Annotated in this window: 17 protein-coding genes; all 17 read left to right on the forward strand. The window is 30.6% G+C overall.

Annotated features, from left to right (window positions below):
- Positions 1–4 precede the first annotated feature (4 nt).
- The 17 genes from alr to B3N22_RS14935 all read left to right on the forward strand — a co-directional run bounded on the left by alr (position 5) and on the right by B3N22_RS14935 (position 17506).
- Positions 5–1165: an alanine racemase gene (gene alr / locus B3N22_RS14855; RefSeq protein ID WP_286908378.1), complete on the forward strand. Its 1161-nt coding sequence runs from the start codon at positions 5–7 to the stop codon at positions 1163–1165.
- Positions 1166–1272: 107 nt separating this feature from the next.
- Complete coding sequence (locus tag B3N22_RS14860; protein ID WP_286908379.1) at positions 1273–1515, forward strand: hypothetical protein; 243 nt, start codon at positions 1273–1275, stop codon at positions 1513–1515.
- Positions 1516–1522: 7 nt separating this feature from the next.
- Positions 1523–1876 (forward strand): type II toxin-antitoxin system PemK/MazF family toxin, encoded by a 354-nt coding sequence (locus tag B3N22_RS14865; RefSeq protein WP_034856351.1) that lies wholly within the window; start codon positions 1523–1525, stop codon positions 1874–1876.
- A gap of 225 nt (positions 1877–2101) precedes the next feature.
- Positions 2102–2926 (forward strand): transketolase, encoded by an 825-nt coding sequence (locus tag B3N22_RS14870; protein ID WP_021803539.1) that lies wholly within the window; start codon positions 2102–2104, stop codon positions 2924–2926.
- The gene (locus B3N22_RS14875) at positions 2926–3870 is read left to right on the forward strand and encodes a transketolase family protein (protein WP_286908383.1); all 945 of its coding nucleotides are present in this window, start codon (positions 2926–2928) and stop codon (positions 3868–3870) included. The genes B3N22_RS14870 and B3N22_RS14875 overlap by 1 nt, the downstream gene beginning before the upstream one ends.
- 176 nt (positions 3871–4046) lie before the next feature.
- A complete protein-coding gene (locus B3N22_RS14880) occupies positions 4047–4895 on the forward strand; it encodes a YitT family protein (protein WP_073019176.1) in 849 nt (282 codons plus the stop codon).
- Positions 4896–4909: 14 nt separating this feature from the next.
- Positions 4910–5755, forward strand: coding sequence for a YitT family protein (locus B3N22_RS14885; RefSeq protein WP_021803536.1), 846 nt, complete (start codon positions 4910–4912; stop codon positions 5753–5755).
- Between the two features lie 216 nt (positions 5756–5971).
- The gene (gene ftsE / locus B3N22_RS14890; RefSeq protein ID WP_021803535.1) at positions 5972–6661 is read left to right on the forward strand and encodes a cell division ATP-binding protein FtsE; all 690 of its coding nucleotides are present in this window, start codon (positions 5972–5974) and stop codon (positions 6659–6661) included.
- Positions 6648–7538: a permease-like cell division protein FtsX gene (gene ftsX / locus B3N22_RS14895; RefSeq protein ID WP_238902309.1), complete on the forward strand. Its 891-nt coding sequence runs from the start codon at positions 6648–6650 to the stop codon at positions 7536–7538. The genes ftsE and ftsX overlap by 14 nt, the downstream gene beginning before the upstream one ends.
- 71 nt (positions 7539–7609) lie before the next feature.
- Positions 7610–8866, forward strand: coding sequence for a S41 family peptidase (locus B3N22_RS14900; RefSeq protein ID WP_073019179.1), 1257 nt, complete (start codon positions 7610–7612; stop codon positions 8864–8866).
- 14 nt (positions 8867–8880) lie between these two features.
- Positions 8881–10149 (forward strand): PDZ domain-containing protein, encoded by a 1269-nt coding sequence (locus tag B3N22_RS14905; RefSeq protein WP_073019181.1) that lies wholly within the window; start codon positions 8881–8883, stop codon positions 10147–10149.
- Positions 10150–10324: 175 nt separating this feature from the next.
- Positions 10325–12298 carry an excinuclease ABC subunit UvrB gene (gene uvrB, locus B3N22_RS14910; RefSeq protein ID WP_286908387.1) on the forward strand — a complete coding sequence of 658 codons (1974 nt, stop codon included), beginning with the start codon at positions 10325–10327 and terminating at the stop codon, positions 12296–12298.
- Positions 12299–12449: 151 nt separating this feature from the next.
- On the forward strand, positions 12450–13286 hold the full coding sequence (locus B3N22_RS14915) for a MurR/RpiR family transcriptional regulator (RefSeq protein ID WP_021803532.1): 837 nt from the start codon (positions 12450–12452) through the stop codon (positions 13284–13286).
- A 161-nt stretch (positions 13287–13447) separates the two neighbouring features.
- Positions 13448–14359: an N-acetylmuramic acid 6-phosphate etherase gene (gene murQ, locus B3N22_RS14920; protein ID WP_286908390.1), complete on the forward strand. Its 912-nt coding sequence runs from the start codon at positions 13448–13450 to the stop codon at positions 14357–14359.
- 52 nt (positions 14360–14411) lie between these two features.
- On the forward strand, positions 14412–15821 hold the full coding sequence (locus B3N22_RS14925; protein WP_286908392.1) for a PTS transporter subunit EIIC: 1410 nt from the start codon (positions 14412–14414) through the stop codon (positions 15819–15821).
- Positions 15822–15970: 149 nt separating this feature from the next.
- On the forward strand, positions 15971–17041 hold the full coding sequence (locus tag B3N22_RS14930; protein ID WP_286908394.1) for a DUF871 domain-containing protein: 1071 nt from the start codon (positions 15971–15973) through the stop codon (positions 17039–17041).
- 156 nt (positions 17042–17197) lie between these two features.
- Positions 17198–17506: a PTS sugar transporter subunit IIB gene (locus B3N22_RS14935; RefSeq protein ID WP_238902216.1), complete on the forward strand. Its 309-nt coding sequence runs from the start codon at positions 17198–17200 to the stop codon at positions 17504–17506.
- Positions 17507–17518: the final 12 nt, after the last annotated feature.

A 17518-nucleotide genomic window follows, 5' to 3' on the forward strand; every position in this document is an offset into this window, starting at 1 on the left:
AGTAATGGAAAATAGTATTAGACCTGTATGGGCAGAAGTTGATTTAGGACGTATAGAGCATAATGTAAAACAAATAAAAAATCTTTGTGAAAACAAGAAAATATATGGAGTAGTTAAAGCAGATGCATATGGACATGGAGCTTTGGATATTGTTCAAGTATTATTAAAATCTGGAGTTACTGATTTAGCTGTAGCCTTAATAACAGAGGCTTTAGAGATTATAAAATCTGGAATAAATGTACCGATATTAATTTTAGGTTTTACACCATTAACTTTTGCAGAAGATATATTAAATAATAATATAGAGCAGACCGTTTATGATCTGGAGTACGCAAAGAAACTTTCAGAAATAGCTCAAGAAAAAAATAAAACGGCTAAAATTCATATTGCAGTAGATACAGGTATGGGAAGAATAGGATTCTTGCCAAATGAAAAAGGAATGGAAGCTGTTAGACAAATAAGTAAATTACCTAATATTAATATTGAAGGAATCTTTACTCATTTTTCTACAGCGGATGAAGCTGATAAAACTTATTCATTAGAGCAACTAGCTAAGTTTAATAAGTTTGTTGATGACCTAGAGAATGAAGGAATTAAAATTAATATAAAGCATGCATCAAATAGTGCTGGAATAATGGATTTACCAGAGGCACATTTTAATGCAGTAAGACCAGGAATAATAATGTATGGATATTATCCGTCTAATGAAGTTATAAAAGAAAGACTAGATTTAAAACCAGCATTAACTCTCAAAACCAGCGTAGTTCATGTTAAAACACTTCCTAAAGATATGTATATAAGCTATGGAAGAAAATATAAAACAGATAAGGAAAGAGTCATAGCAACATTGCCTATAGGTTATGCTGATGGTTATACAAGAGCACTTTCTAATAAAGGAAAGGTTATTGTAAATGGGAAATTAGCATCGATAGTAGGAGCTGTGTGTATGGATCAGTGTATGATTGATGTAACTGATGTAGGTACAGTAAAAGTTGGGGATGAGGTAATACTTTTAGGTGAACATGGTAATACAAGATTTAATGCAGATGATTTAGCAGAACTTTTAGATACAATAAATTATGAAATTATATGTATGATTGGCAGAAGAGTGCCAAGAGTTTACATAAACAACGAGAAAATTGTCAAAATAAGAAACTATGTGTAACTAAAAACTAAAATATGGAAAATGAAGAGATAAAATCCTTTGACATATTGACATAATTTGCAATATAATTAGTACATAAACTCTTTTTCTACCTAGGAGGAATGGTTATGTCTATATCAAAGGATAATTCAAAAAAGTTAAATTTATTCAATAATAATGAAAAAAATAGTAAATTTAATGAAAACAACTTAATATTATATATTGAGGGTCAAGAAGTAGTTTTAAACGAATCAGAAATAATTAAAGCCTACGAAGAAATGGCACAGATTAATTTAGAATTAGCTGAAACTTGTATGGATTCTTGTATACAAGAAACTGATGAATACGAGAAGTGGTTATGCGGAGTGTGATAGACAGATGACCAATATGGTAGTAAAAAGAGGAGATGTCTTTTATGCTGACTTAAGTCCGGTAATAGGATCTGAGCAAGGCGGCATAAGACCGGTTATTATAATCCAGAATGACATCGGAAACAGGTATAGTCCAACAGTTATTGTGGCTGCAATAACTTCTCAGATAAACAAAGCAAAACTGCCTACTCATGTAGAGATTTCGTCTGAAGAATATGGATTAAATAGAGATTCAGTAGTATTGCTTGAGCAGGTTAGAACTTTGGACAAGAGAAGGTTAAAGGAAAAAATTGGTCATATGACTGAAGGCGATATGAAAAAAGTAGACAAAGCTTTATTGATAAGCTTAGGACTTTCTTAAGAAAAGACTTAATTTAAAAGTTATTATATTAATAGGTTATTTAAAATTGATTAATTTTAAATAACCTATTTTTATTTTTGAATAAATAGTATAGCACAATAAAAATAAATAGTGAAAAATATAGCTTATATAAGGAAATTGTATATACAAAATATTATATTATATGTTATAATTGCAACTGGAAAATAATCGTAGAAAAATAAATTTTTAAGCAGGGGGATAAGTATGAGTAATAAAATTGCTGAACTAAAAGAAATAGCTAAAGTAATAAGGAAGGATATAGTATCCATGCTTACTGAATCAGGGTCAGGTCATCCAGGTGGATCTTTATCAGCAACTGATATACTAACAACACTATATTTTAATGAGATGAAAATAGATCCTAAAGATCCTCAAAATCCAAATAGAGATAGATTTGTATTATCAAAAGGCCATGCTGCTCCAGTCTTATATGCAACCTTGGCAAGAAAAGGGTATTTTGATGTAGAAGAATTAAAAACTTTAAGAAAACTTGGCTCAAATCTTCAAGGACATCCTAATATGAACGACTTATCAGGTGTAGATATGTCAACAGGTTCATTAGGTCAGGGAATATCTGCTGCTGTAGGAATGGCTTTGGCAGGAAAATTAGATAATAAAGATTATAGAGTTTTTGCCCTTCTTGGAGACGGAGAATTAGAAGAAGGACAGGTATGGGAAGCTTCTATGAGTGCTGCACATTATAAATTAGATAATTTAACTATATTTGTCGATTTTAATGGACTTCAAATAGATGGAGATATACATGAAGTAATGAATCCATCTCCAATTGATAAAAAATTTGAAGCTTTTGGATGGAAAACAATAATAATAGATGGGCATAATTATGAAGATATACTGAATGCTATAGAAGAAGCGAAGGCTACGAAAGATAAACCAACTGCTATCATAGCTAAAACAATAAAAGGTAAAGGGGTATCTTTTATGGAAAATGAAGCAGCTTGGCATGGAACAGCACCTAATAAAGAGCAATGCGAACAAGCGTTAAGAGAAATAGGAGGAGAAAACTAATGGGTAAAAAGATAGCTACAAGAGAAGCATATGGAAAGGCTTTGGCAGAAATAGGACAAGTTAATAAGAACATAGTAGTATTAGATGCAGATTTATCTAAGTCAACAAAAACAGCAGATTTTAAAAATGTTTGTGAAGATAGATTTATAAACATGGGAATAGCTGAAGGAAATATGATGTCTGTAGCAGCTGGACTTTCTACATGTGGGAAAATACCGTTTGTAAGTACCTTTGCTATGTTTGCAGCTGGAAGAGCCTTTGAACAAATCAGAAATTCAATATGTTATCCTAAATTAAATGTTAAGATATGTGCTACACATGCTGGATTAACAGTTGGAGAAGATGGGGCTTCTCATCAAGCAATAGAAGATTTGTCACTTATGAGAAGTATACCAAATATGACAGTAATTTCGCCAAGTGATTCCGTAGAAACAGAAGCAGCGATAAAAGCTGTAGCAGAATATAATGGACCTTGTTACGTAAGACTAGGTAGAGCGGCAGTTAATGTAATAAACGACAACCCTGAATACTCTTTTGTTATAGGAAAAGGTGTAACTTTAAAAGAAGGTAATGACGTAACTATAATAGCTAACGGAATAATGGTAGATGTTGCTTTGGAAGCGGTAGGTATATTAGAAAGTGAAGGAATTAATGCTAGAGTTATTAATATACATACGTTAAAGCCTATAGATAGTGAACTGCTAGTAAAGGCAGCTAAAGAAACAGGTGCATTAGTTACAGTTGAAGAACATAATGTTATAGGTGGACTTGGATCAGCAGTTTCAGAAGTTTTAGCAGAAACATATCCAGTTCCAATTGTTAAAGTTGGTGTTAAAGATACTTTTGGAGAGAGTGGAAAACCAGAAGAACTTCTTAAAGTTTACGGATTAACTTCAGAGGAAATAGTTAAGGCTGTTAAAAAGTCTATTTCTTTAAAAAGATAATTTAAAAACAGAAAAAACAGTGTAGCAAGAATAATTTGCTATACTGTTTTTAATTTTTGAGCTAAAATATTAAAGGTGATATTAAAACTTAATAATTTCCAATACAAAAAATAGAATGATAAAAAAAGGATAAAATAATTGTTAATATGAAAAACTATTTTATGAGGAGGGTAGCTATGAAAAAAACTGTTTTTAGAGATTATTTTTTTATAACATTAGGAATAATTTTGGTGGTATTTTCACTAGAGTATTTTTTTATACCTAATAAAATAGCAGCTGGAGGGGTTACTGGTATTGCTATAGTACTAACAAGCTATTTACCATGGATTAATACTGGGGCATTCGTGTTTATATTGAACTTAATATTATTTGCATTAGCATTTTTACTTATTGGGGGAAGTTTTGGAGCGAAAACTATATACGCAAGTTTTGGTTTATCGTTTGTAATGTGGTCTGTTGAAAAGTTTTTAAATCCTGTAGCTGTAACTGAAGAATTAATGTTAGCGGCAGTTTTTGGGACATTAATTAGCTCTCTCGGTATGGCACTTATATTTAATGTAAATGCATCAACAGGAGGAACTGATATATTAGCAAAGATTCTAAATAAGTATATAATGCTGGATATTGGTAAGTCTCTGTTGGCAGTGGATTTTTTAGTAACCTTAGCCGGAGCTATTACATTTGGAATTGATGTTGGATTATATGCACTTTTTAGTGTTATATTGAATGGATTAACTATAGATAAGGTAATAGAAGGATTCAAAGTTAGAAAAGAAATTAAGATAATTAGTGATAAGAATATGGAAATAAGTGAATTTATATTAAATGATTTAGATAGAGGGTGTACATTTCTTACTGCAAAGGGTGGATTTAATAAAAATAATATCAGTATTTTATATACAGTATTAGGGAGAACAGAATTTATTAAACTTAAGAATTATATAAGAGAAATAGACCCTAGAGCATTTATTACAGTAGGAGAGGCACATGAAGTATTAGGTGAAGGGTTTGGAGAGTTAGAGTAATAGGGGGACAAAAGATGAAAAAATATATAAAGGAATACTTCTTAATAACACTGGGAGTATTATTACTAGCTGTTGCGTTGGAGTATTTCTTTTATCCGAATGAAATTGCAGCAGGTGGAATATCAGGATTAGCACTAGTAGTTAACAGGATTTTTGGTATTTCTACAGGGATTATAATGATTGGAGCAAATATTATTTTATTCTCTTTAGCATTTTTATTAATAGGAGGAAGCTTTGGCACCAAGAGTTTATATGCGGCATTTGGGCTTTCGGCATCACTTTGGGTAGTTGAAAAATTTTTGAATCCGGTAGCAATTACAGAAAATTTAGTACTTGCTACTGTGATAGGAAGTGTAATAAGCTCAATAGGGATTGCCATAGTGTTTTCTCAAAACTCTTCTACAGGTGGAACCGCTATTATAGCTAAAATATTAAATAAATACATTCATTTAGATATAGGTAAGTGTCTTCTAATTTCAGATTTTATAGTAACGTTACTTGCAATATATATATTTGGTATAGACCTAGGTATGTTTGGTTTAATAAGTGTATTTATGGTAGGGAATTTAGTGGACAAATTTATAGAAGGGTTTAATATATGTAAGCAGGTAATGATAATAACATCAAAAGGTGAAGAAATTGTTAATTATATTATTAATGAAGTAGATAGAGGGTGTACGGTAATTAATGGTACTGGAGGTTATTCTAAGGAAGAAACCAAAATAATATATACAGTTTTAAATAGAAGAGATTTTATTAAACTAAAGGGTAAAATTAAAGAAATTGATAGAAGAGCATTTATTACAGTTAATGACGTAAGAGAGGTTTTAGGCGAGGGATTTAACATACTACCTGAGTAGATGATTTTTATAAAAAGAAGAATTTAGGTTTTGTATCTAAGTTCTTCTTTTTTTCTTTAAAATATTAAATATATTGATATAATTCTACAGAAAAATAGAAATTATTAAAAAACTTTTAAAAATTGGATTTCATAATAAATTTTTTGTATGCTATAATAAAACCATATATGACAAAACTGGCTAACTATTTTGATGAAAAAATTGAGAGGTGTTTATATGATCGAATTTAAGAATGTGAGTAAGCTTTATAATAATAACGTAAAAGCTTTGGTAGATGTTAACATAAAAATAGAAAATGGAGAATTCGTTTTCCTAGTTGGTCCTTCCGGTGCAGGTAAATCAACATTTATAAAAATGCTTATAAAAGAAGTAGATCCTACTAATGGCAAAATAATAGTTAATGGAACTGATTTATCAGCAGTTAAAAGAGCACAAGTACCATACTATAGAAGAAAAATTGGAATGGTTTTTCAAGACTTTAGACTTATTCCTACTCTTAATGTATATGAAAATGTTGCGTTTGCAATGAGAGTAGTTGAAGCATCTCAAAGAGAAATAAGAAGAAGAGTTCCAATGGTATTATCTTTAGTTGGATTATCGCACAAATACAAAATGTTCCCAAATGAACTTTCTGGTGGAGAACAACAGAGGGTTTCTTTGGCAAGGGCAATAGTTAATAATCCATCAGTGTTAATTGCAGATGAACCTACAGGGAACTTAGATCCAGAAACTTCTACAGAAATAATGAATTTATTAGATGACATAAATAGAGCAGGTACTACTATACTAATGGCTACGCATGCTAAAGACATAGTTGATACCATGAAAAAGAGAGTTATAGCTATAGAAAAAGGTACGATAGCAAGAGACATCATGAAAGGTAGGTATGAAGATGAAATTAAGTAGTATAAAATATTTTATAGTAGATGCATTTAAAAGTATAAGAAGAAATTTAACTATTAGTATTGCATCAATGGCTACAGTTTTAGTTACATTACTTATATTTGGAGTTTTCTTGTTAACAGCATTAAACATAGGTAAGGGTGTAGCGGATATAGAATCTAAAGTTGAGATAATGGTAGTACTTAAAGACGATGTTACAATGATGGATCAACGTGAAATTGAAATAAAACTAAGAAAAGAAACTGGAGTTAAAGATGTTGTATATGAATCTAAAGCAGAAGCTTTAGAAAAATTTAAAGGTCAATTAAATGAATATAAAGATTTACTTAATGGATATGATGATAAAAACAATCCACTTACCAATTCATTTTTAGTAAAACTAGAGAAACCAGAATATGCTGAAGAAGTGGCTGATTCTGTATCTAATATGACTGGAGTAGAAAGCGTAGAAAATGATCAAGAATTGATTAATAAAATTGCTTCTTTTACAAAAGCTATAAGATGGGTAGGCGTAGTACTATTTATAATATTAGTTGGAGTATCGCTATTCTTAATTATAAATACAATAAAGCTAACAGTTTTCTCAAGAAGAAGAGAAGTTGGAATAATGAAGTTTGTTGGAGCTACAGATTGGTTTATTAGATGGCCATTTATAATAGAAGGTGTAATTATAGGTTTATTAGGTGCTGTATTATCTAATATTGTTCTATATTCATCTTATAGTGTATTATTCTCTGTAATATCTAAACAACTTATTACTATGACATTGGTATCTCCTAGTTATGTATTAACAGTGATGCTTGGAGAGTTTATAATAGGTGGAATATTAATTGGTGCATTTGGAAGTTTCATAGCTCTTAGAAAATTCTTAATAGTTTAACAAATATGGTATAATATTCTCTACATATGTTAATATATTTAAAGCAAGGATGTATGAAAGGAAGACAAAATATGAATAATAAATTTGTTGAAGTAAAAAGAAAATCAAAATTTCCTAAGATTTTGATAGCAGTAATAATTGCCTTGCTATTTCTAGGGAGTAATATTTTCTTCTTTTTCTTAGGGAATAGGCTAACATTAAATGGACTAGTAATTCCTTGGGGAAGAGGGGAAATAAGTGAATCACTTAAAGGAATAGACAATGTAGAGAAATTTAAAAAACTATTTTCAATTAGAGATGAGCTTTATTTAAAATATGATGGTGAAATCGATGAGGATAAATTAGTAGATGGAGCTATTAAAGGAATGACTGAATCATTAGGAGATCCTTACACAGTATATATGACAAAAGAAGAGGCTGAAAGTTTTAATAGTAAAATGCAAGGAAACTTCTCAGGAGTAGGGATACAACTTGACATAAAGGATGAGAATATAGTAGTTGTAACACCTATTGAAGGTTCTCCAGCAGAAAAAGCAGGTATCTTAAAAGGTGATGTTATATTAAAGGTTGACGGAAAAGACGTTTCATCTAAAGAGTATGACAAAGCTGTGGCTATGATCAGAGGGGAAAAAGGAACAGACGTTACCCTAACATTATATAGAGAAGATAAAGGCAATTTTGATATTAAACTAAAAAGAGATACTATAACAGTAAAATCTGTTGAAGGTGAGATGTTATCAAACGGAGTTGGATATGTTACAATAAGTTCTTTTGATGAACATACAGATAAAGAATTTTTAGATACCTTAAACAATTTAAAGGGTAAAGGAATGAAAGGTATAATATTAGACCTTAGAGGAAATCCAGGTGGATATATGCATACCGCAGTATCTGTAGCATCTCAATTTATTCAAAAAGATAAAGTAATAGTAGCAACAAAAGATAAGTATAATCAAGAAGAACATGCTTTATCACAAGGTGGTAGCTTCATTGGAACGCCTCTAGTGGTACTTATAGATAATGGAACAGCATCAGCTTCAGAAATTGTATCCGGAGCTTTTAAAGATTATAAAGTAGCGGATTTAGTTGGAACTAAAACTTTCGGAAAAGGTGTAGTTCAAAGACCTCTAGAATTAGACGATGGGACTTTATTAAAGGTAACAATTTCTAAGTGGTATACTCCTAATGGAAACAATATTCATAAAAGTGGAATTGAAGCTGATTATGAAGTGGAGTATCCAAAAGAATTGGCAACTGCAAAATATAATAGAAGTAAAGATCCTCAATTTGCTAAAGCTTTAGAGTTGATAACAGAAAAATTAAAATAGGAGGATTTAAGACTATGGATCTAACCTTATATACATTAAGATCTGTAGCATCTGCGATAATAGGACCATCGATAATAGTTGTTATATTATTAGGGGTAATGTTCTATTTTAAAAATAAGAAGATATCATTTATGCAAAAAATGATAGTAGGGGAGAGTATTAACTCTCCCCTAGAACTTACTTTGTCACAAATAGTTTTAGGTATTTTTGCAGGTGCAATTGGAAGCTTATTATTAACTTACTTTGGTATAATGTTTAATGAAAATTCAAGGATAGAGTGGTTGTTTTTAGTATCAATGTTATTGATGTTATATAAACCTAGATTCGTATGTTTTTCATATAGTGGAGCTATAATAGGAGCCTTAACATTAATTTTAACGTTTATATATGGAGATCAATCTCCAATAAAACTAGATATAGTACATTTAGTAATGTTTGTAGGAATTATTCATATAGTAGAAGGGTTTTTAGTTATTATTGATGGAAGCAGAGGAGCTATACCTGTATTTACTAATAAGAATGGTAAGATATTAGGTGGGTTTGCACTTAATAGATACTGGTCTTTGCCTATAGCTGTGTTAATAATAATGAATTCATCAGGAAGTTATATAGGAACACAAAGTGTAGGAACCCCTGATTGGTGGCCAATACTTAATCACAGCTATACACTAGATATTTTAAAGACAGCAATAATAGGATTATTTCCCTATTATGGAGTTGTAGGATATTCATCTATTACTTTTTCCAGTACCAAAAGAGAAAAGACATTACTGTCTGGTTCATTAATTTCTCTTTATGGAATTTTATTATGTGGTGTTGCATTGATAGCTGGCCTTGGGATTGCAGGAAGTATAATTGCTTTGATATTTATGCCTCTAGCCCATGAAGCAATGCTTAGGTTATCTAGCTACATAGAAGAAAAAAAGTCGCCGATATATACCAGCGATGAAGAAGGAATATGTGTGCTTGAAGTAGCACCAAGATCACCTGCATTTGATGTTGGTATCAAAAGTGGTGATAAGATACTTGGTATAAATGAAGAAATAATTAGCAATGAAGCTGAAATATATAAAATTGTTAAAGAAAGCTTCAATGATGTAAAATTAAAAGTGAAAAATATAAATGGGATAATATGCGACTATACATTAAAACCAGATATAAATAGAAGAATAGGGGTAGTATTAGTTCCTAAAATGGTTAAGCAAGAAGATGCTATGCCTTTAGATAATGATTTTAGAAGTGTTTTAGAGAAGGTTAGAAATAGGAAAAACAATAAAGAATAAAGACTAATAAGTAATGTAAGCTAATCTGAAAATAAGTATTTATTTATGGGTTTAGCTTACATTTTTAATTAATGAGTAAATATTGACTAAGAGAGAATATAAATATAGAATATATTTAGGAACTTATGTTCGATGAGTAATTTAAGTTAGTTTTATTAAGGAGTAGGAGGAAAATATGGGTAACTTTAAAATAGAATCAAAATTTAAACCTACAGGCGACCAGCCTCAAGCTATAGCAAGTATTGTAAATTCCTTGAGAAATGGTGAAAGAGGGCAAACCTTATTAGGTGTAACTGGTTCCGGTAAAACTTTTACTATGGCAAATATAATTGAAGAAGTTCAGAAACCTACATTAATACTTGCACATAATAAAACACTTGCAGCCCAATTATGTGCTGAATTTAAAGAGTTTTTTCCAAACAATATTGTTGAATACTTTGTGTCATATTACGACTATTATCAGCCGGAAGCTTATGTAGCTCATACAGATACTTTTATAGAAAAAGATGCGTCAATTAATGACGAAATAGATAAGTTACGTCACTCAGCTACGTCAGCATTACTAGAGCGAAGAGATGTAATAATTGTTGCTTCCGTATCTTGTATATATGGATTAGGTAACCCAGAAGAATATAAGAAACTTACTATATCTTTAAGAGTTGGTATGGAAAAAGATAGAGATGAAATAATGAGAAGACTTATAGAAATTCAATATGAAAGAAATGATATAGACTTCGCTAGAGGTACATTCAGAGTTAGAGGAGATTCTCTAGACATAATACCAGCATCATCATCTAACAAAGGAATAAGAGTAGAATTTTTTGGAGATGAAATTGAAAAGATAAGAGAATTTGATGTTTTGACCGGTAAGATAATTGGAGATAGAAAACATGTATCTATAACTCCTGCATCCCACTTTGCTGCATCTAATGAAACTGTAGAAAAAGCTTTAACAACCATAGAAGTTGAATTGGAGGATAGACTTAAGGAACTAAATGCAGAAGGAAAACTTTTAGAAGCTCAAAGATTAAAACAAAGAACAAATTTTGATATAGAAATGATTAGAGAGATGGGGTATTGTACAGGAATAGAAAATTACTCTAGAATTCTAGATGGAAGGGCTCCAGGAACCTCGCCTCAAACTTTAATTGACTATTTCCCAGAGGATTTTCTGCTTTTTATAGATGAATCTCATGTAACTTTACCACAAGTTAGAGCAATGTATGCAGGAGATAGAAGTAGAAAAGAATCTTTGGTGGAATATGGATTCAGACTTCCTTGTGCATATGACAATAGACCACTGAAATTCCAAGAGTTTGAGAAAAAAATAAATCAGGTTGTTTTCGTATCTGCAACACCGGCAGTATACGAAATAGATAATTCTACGAATGTAGCAGAACAGGTAATTAGACCAACAGGACTTCTTGATCCTGTAATTGAAGTTAGGCCTGTAGAAGGACAGATCGATGATTTATACAGTCAAATAAAAAATACTGTAGATAAGGGGTTTAGAGTTCTAGTAACTACATTAACAAAGAGAATGGCTGAAGATTTAACTAAGTATCTTAAAGATCTAGGAGTAAAAACAACATATATGCATTCCGATATAGATACAATCGAAAGAATGAAAATAATAAGAGATCTTAGACTGGGTGAGGAAGATGTTCTTGTAGGAATAAATCTGTTAAGAGAGGGATTAGATATACCTGAAGTAGCTTTAGTAGCTATATTGGATGCCGATAAAGAGGGATTCCTTCGTTCTGAAACGTCACTAATTCAGACTATTGGTAGAGCAGCTAGAAATGCTGAATCAAAAGTTATAATGTATGCTGATAAAATAACTAATGCTATGGATAAAGCTATAAAAGAAACTAATAGAAGAAGAGATATTCAAATTAAATATAATGAAGAACATGGGATAACTCCAACCACAATAATTAAAGATGTAAGAGAAGTTATTGAGGCTACCAAGGTTGCTGAGGATAAAGAAGTATACGGATTATCTGAGTTAGTTACAGAAAGTATAGAAAATAAAGCAGAATTAATAAAGAAATATGAAGAAGAAATGATGGATGCAGCTAAAAATCTACAATTTGAAAGAGCAGCAGAATTAAGAGATAAGATAAAGAAACTTAAAGGTAAGAAATAAGGTTGTAGCACTAGCTAATAGTGCTACAACCTTATTTTATTTGATAGTTAAGGATACTTGTTGGGATAAGTATTTTTAAATAATATAACAGGTTAATAAAATTTATGATAAAATTATTAATTATATAGCAATAAACAATTTGGAGGATTATATGGGATTTCATGTTAGAATGAAACAATACTCAGAGGACTTTACACAATCGGAACAAAAGATAAGTGAATATATATTAAAAAATCAGGAAGAGGTAGTTAATCTTTCTGCTCAAGAATTAGGAGAAAAAACAGGAACTTCTCCAGCATCAATTGTAAGATTTTCTAGAAAACTAGGATTTTCTGGATTTGGAGAATTGAAAATTGAGATAGCTAAAACTACTAGTTCTGAAGAGGAACAGTTAGATACTATTATTTCACCTAAAGATTCAGTATCAGATATAACAGAAAAAGTGATAAATAGAGCAGTCACTTCTCTAAAAGAGACATATAGCCTAATAAATATTAAGGATTTAGAAGAAGCTATAAGTCTAATGAGAGAAGCTGAAACAATATATTTGTTTGGGATAGGAGCATCATCTTTAGTAGCAATGGATTTGATGCATAAACTAGTGAGAATAAACAAAAGAGTTATATTTAATATAGACAGTCATTTACAACTTTCAGCTGTAGTACATATTACGGCAAAAGATGTGGCTATAGGGGTATCATATAGTGGGAAAACAAGAGAAGTGAATGAAGGTATAATAAGGGCCAAGGAAAAAGGAGCCAAAGTAATAAGTATTACTAACTGTAACAAAAATCCGCTTTCAAGCATGAGTGATATATCCTTAAATATACCTAATGAGGAGAGACAACTGAGATTTGGAGCTATATCTTCTAGATTGGATCAATTGGCACTGATAGATATACTATTTCTAGGTATAGCTATTGGAGACTTGGATAAAATTGAGGATATGCTAATGGAAACAAAGGAAATAGTAAAAAAGTTAAAATAGAAGTAAAAAGACATTTTCTAAATTTAGAAGATGTCTTTTTATTTCATAAAAATAGGAATAAAATAAAATTTTATTTCATAAAATGAAAAATATACTTGAAATATTATTTCAAAAGTGTATAATAATAATTGAAAATGAAAACATTTACGCGGGGTGATATTTTGAAAAGAGTTGACTTAAATAAACTAGTAACAGAAAGCAGAAATAAAAACACTAAAAATATAGACAAAGTAACTACCATGGAAATGCTTACTCTAATAAATAATGAGGATAAAAGTGTTCCATTAGCAGTTGAGAAAGAAATACATCATATAGCTAAAGCTGTAGATGCCGTAGCGGAAGCAGTTCAAAATGGAGGAAGACTGATCTATTGCGGAGCAGGAACATCAGGAAGATTAGGTGTATTAGATGCATCTGAGTGTCCCCCTACTTATGGAGTTGATTCAAGTTTGGTTCAAGCTCTCATTGCTGGAGGTAAAGAAGCAATGTTTAGTGCAATAGAAGGTGCGGAAGATTCAAAAGAACTTTGTGCAGAAGACCTAAAAAATATAAAGTTTTCTAATAAAGATGTCTTAGTAGGAATTGCTGCATCTGGAAGGACTCCTTATGTAATAGGTGGATTAGAGTATGCTAAAAGTATACAAGCTACAACTGTTTCTTTAACTTGCAATCCTGATTCAGAGATTAGTAGCATAGCAGATATTGCTATAAGCCCTGTAGTAGGTGCAGAAGTAGTAACTGGATCTACTAGAATGAAAGCTGGTACAGCACAAAAGTTAGTTTTAAATATGATATCAACAGGAGTAATGATAAAGATAGGTAAAGTATTCGGAAACTTAATGGTTGACGTTAAAGCGAGTAATGAAAAGCTTGTTGAAAGAGCAAAAAGAATAGTAGTAGAAGCTACTGGGGTGACTAGAGAGGAAGCTACAGAAGCGCTAGAAAAAGCAGAATATAATGTGAAATTAGCTATATTTATGATTGCTTCTTGTCTGGAAAGGAACGAAGCACAGAAAAGATTAGAGGAAAGTAAGGGATATATATCTAAAGCTATAGAAGCCTTGGAAAGTTAGTTTGTTGAAAGGAGCATTAGCTCTTTAAATATAAGAAGGGAGTGGAATAATAATGACAAATTTAGAATTAGCAAAACAAATATTAGAAAAGTTAAGTGGTAGTAATAATGTTGTCAGCTTTGCAAACTGTATGACTCGATTAAGGGTTAAGGTAAAGGATGTAGAAAAAGTTGATATAAGTGGACTTAAGAAACTTGAAGGAGTTCTTGGTGTTGTAGAGGATGAAACAATTCAAGTTGTAATAGGACCAGGTAAAGTAAAAAAAGTTGCAGATGAGTTTGGAAAACTTGTGGGAATACAGGTAACTCAAATAGAAGAGGGTAACATTAAAGAAGATCTAGCAAAAGAAACAAAGGCAAAGTATAAGAAAAAACAAAATAAAAAAATACACCAAGTCTTAAAAGTAGTTGGTAATATATTTGTACCTTTAATACCAGGATTTGTTTCAGCAGGACTTATATTAGGAATTGCCAATGTAATAACTAACATGGCTACAGCAGGAATCATTGATAAAGGTGTTATTGATGCATCTTGGTTTACTATACTAAAAACAATAGGTTCGTTAATGTTTGGTTCTCTAGGAGTTTTCACTGGAATAAATGCTGCAAAAGAATTTGGGGGAACTCAAATACTTGGAGGTATAGCGGGATTATTAATTTATTCACCAGTTCTATCTCAAGTAAAAACTTTAAATATTTTAGGAATGAATTTATCAATATCAACAGGACTTGGAGGAGTACTTGGAGTAATACTTGCTGCATATATATTTTCTACTATTGAAAACTATTTAAGAAAATTTATACCAGATTCATTAGATTTATTAGTAACGCCATTATTAACAATATTAATAGGTTCTTTTATAACTCTTGCTATTATAATGCCTTTATCAGGAATAGTGATGAATTCAATTACTTGGTTCTTAGTAGATTTCTGTTTATATAAACTTGGAGCATTAGGAGGATACATTTTAAGTGCAACCTTCTTACCTATTGTAACAGTAGGTTTGCATCAAGGATTAACTCCAGTTCATTTACAATTAATAGAACAAAATGGATTTACAACTTTGCTACCAGTTCTTGCAATGGCTGGAGCAGGACAGGTTGGAAGTGCTATAGCAATTTATGTAAAAACAAAAGATAAGAATTTAAAGAAAAGAATTGCAAGTGCTTTACCAGTAGGATTTTTAGGTATAGGAGAACCATTAATATATGGAGTTTCTTTACCACTTGGAAGACCATTTATAGCTGCTTGTATAGGTGCAGGTTTTGGTGGAGCATGGAGCGCTATATATCATTTAGGTGCTATAGCTGTAGGTCCATCAGGATTAGCTTTAATACCACTTATTGCACAAAGTAAATACTTTGCATACTTTATGGCTCTTATAATTTCATATGTTGCAGGTTTTATAATAACATATGTATGGGGCTTTAAAGAAGAAATGGTAGAAAGATTATACGATTAGTTTTTAAAATGAGGATAAACTTAATTTTTAGTTTATCCTCTATTATTATAATATCCTAATGTCCTAATATCCGAATGTTAGGACATTAGGATATTAGGATATTAGGACATGTAAATATAAAATTTAATTGATAAAAAGGAGGAAATGATATGCTTGGTATTTCAATATATTTAACTGAGAAGGAAGAAGAGAATTATAGAAGAATAGAGGAAGCTTCAAAGTATGGATTTGATAAAATATTTACATCACTTCATATACCAGAGGATGATAATAAAGATAAACAAGCTGAACTTTTCAAAAAGATATGTGATAAAGCTAAAAGCTGCTCAATGGAGGTATATGGAGATTTTGGACCAGACAGCTTTAAAAGGTTAAATCTTAGTCTTAATGAAATAGATAAGATTCATAATTTTGGATTAAGTGGAGTAAGAGTTGATTATGGATACAGTGATAATAAGATAGCTGATCTTTCACATAAGATTAAGATATTTTTAAATGCTAGCACAGTATCAGAAGAACAGGTTAAAAGTTTAAAAAGTTTAGGGGCAAATTTTCAAAACATAGAAGCATGGCATAATTTTTATCCAAGACCTGAAACTGGACTGAGTAAAGAGTACTTGATTGAGAAAAATCAATTATTTAAGAATTACGGAATGAAGGTATCAGCTTATGTTGAAGGAGATAAAGTTAAGAGAGGACCCTTACATTTAGGACTTCCAACGTTAGAAGAACATAGAGATGGAAGCACTTATCATAATGCTGTAGAATTATTATATGATTGTAATGTAGATAATGTTTATGTTGGAGATATAGAAGCAGAACGAAGTACATTAGAAAGAATGAGCTATTTAAAAGCTAATACAATAATATTATATTATTATAAAGAAAATACAATCAGGTCTTATGATGATTTATTAAATAAAATTTATACTAATAGACCAGATGAGGCTAGGGATGTAATTAGAGCAATGGAATCTAGAGGATATGCTAGTATAAATGATATTAATGTAGAGCGAGATAACATTAAAGAAAGAGTAAGAGGTTCTATAACTATTGATAATAATGGTTATAAAAGATATATGGGAGAAATCCAAATAACAAAAAGAACATTAGTAATAAATGAAAATGTTAATGTTATAGGAGAAATCATAAATGAGGATAAGTGCTTGATAGATTTTATCAAAGGGGAAGTTAAGTTTAAGTTACTAGAAAAGATTTAGTTTTTAAAATATTTTATATAGAAAGAGTTAGTATTTCTTTGTATTTAGAAATACTAGCTCTTTTTTTGATGTAAAGAGTAATAAAATAAAATATTATTTCGTATATATAATACAAATTGAGAAATTTTATTTCAGAAGTGTTTAGGAGGAAGATTTATGAAAGTATTAATGGTATGTTCTGGAGGAATGTCATCAGCAATAGTTGTGAAAGCTGTAAAAGCAGAAGCTGATAGGCAGAAATTTGATTTAGAAATAAATGCAGTAGGAACTTCAGAATTCGAGGATGAACTAGCAACAAAGGAATATGATTTAGCAATTGTAGCACCACAAGTTAAGCATAGATTTGAAACTTTTAAAAGTCAGGCATCTCAGTATAATGTTCCAATAGAACTCATAATTCCAATGGGATATACCCCACTAGGAGCTTCAAAAACTTTAGAACAAATTAAAAAGTATAAAAAATGATTAATTTAATAA

The sequence above is a fragment of the Clostridium sp. UBA1652 genome, assembly GCF_002320975.1.
GTDB lineage: Bacteria > Bacillota > Clostridia > Clostridiales > Clostridiaceae > Clostridium_T > Clostridium_T intestinale.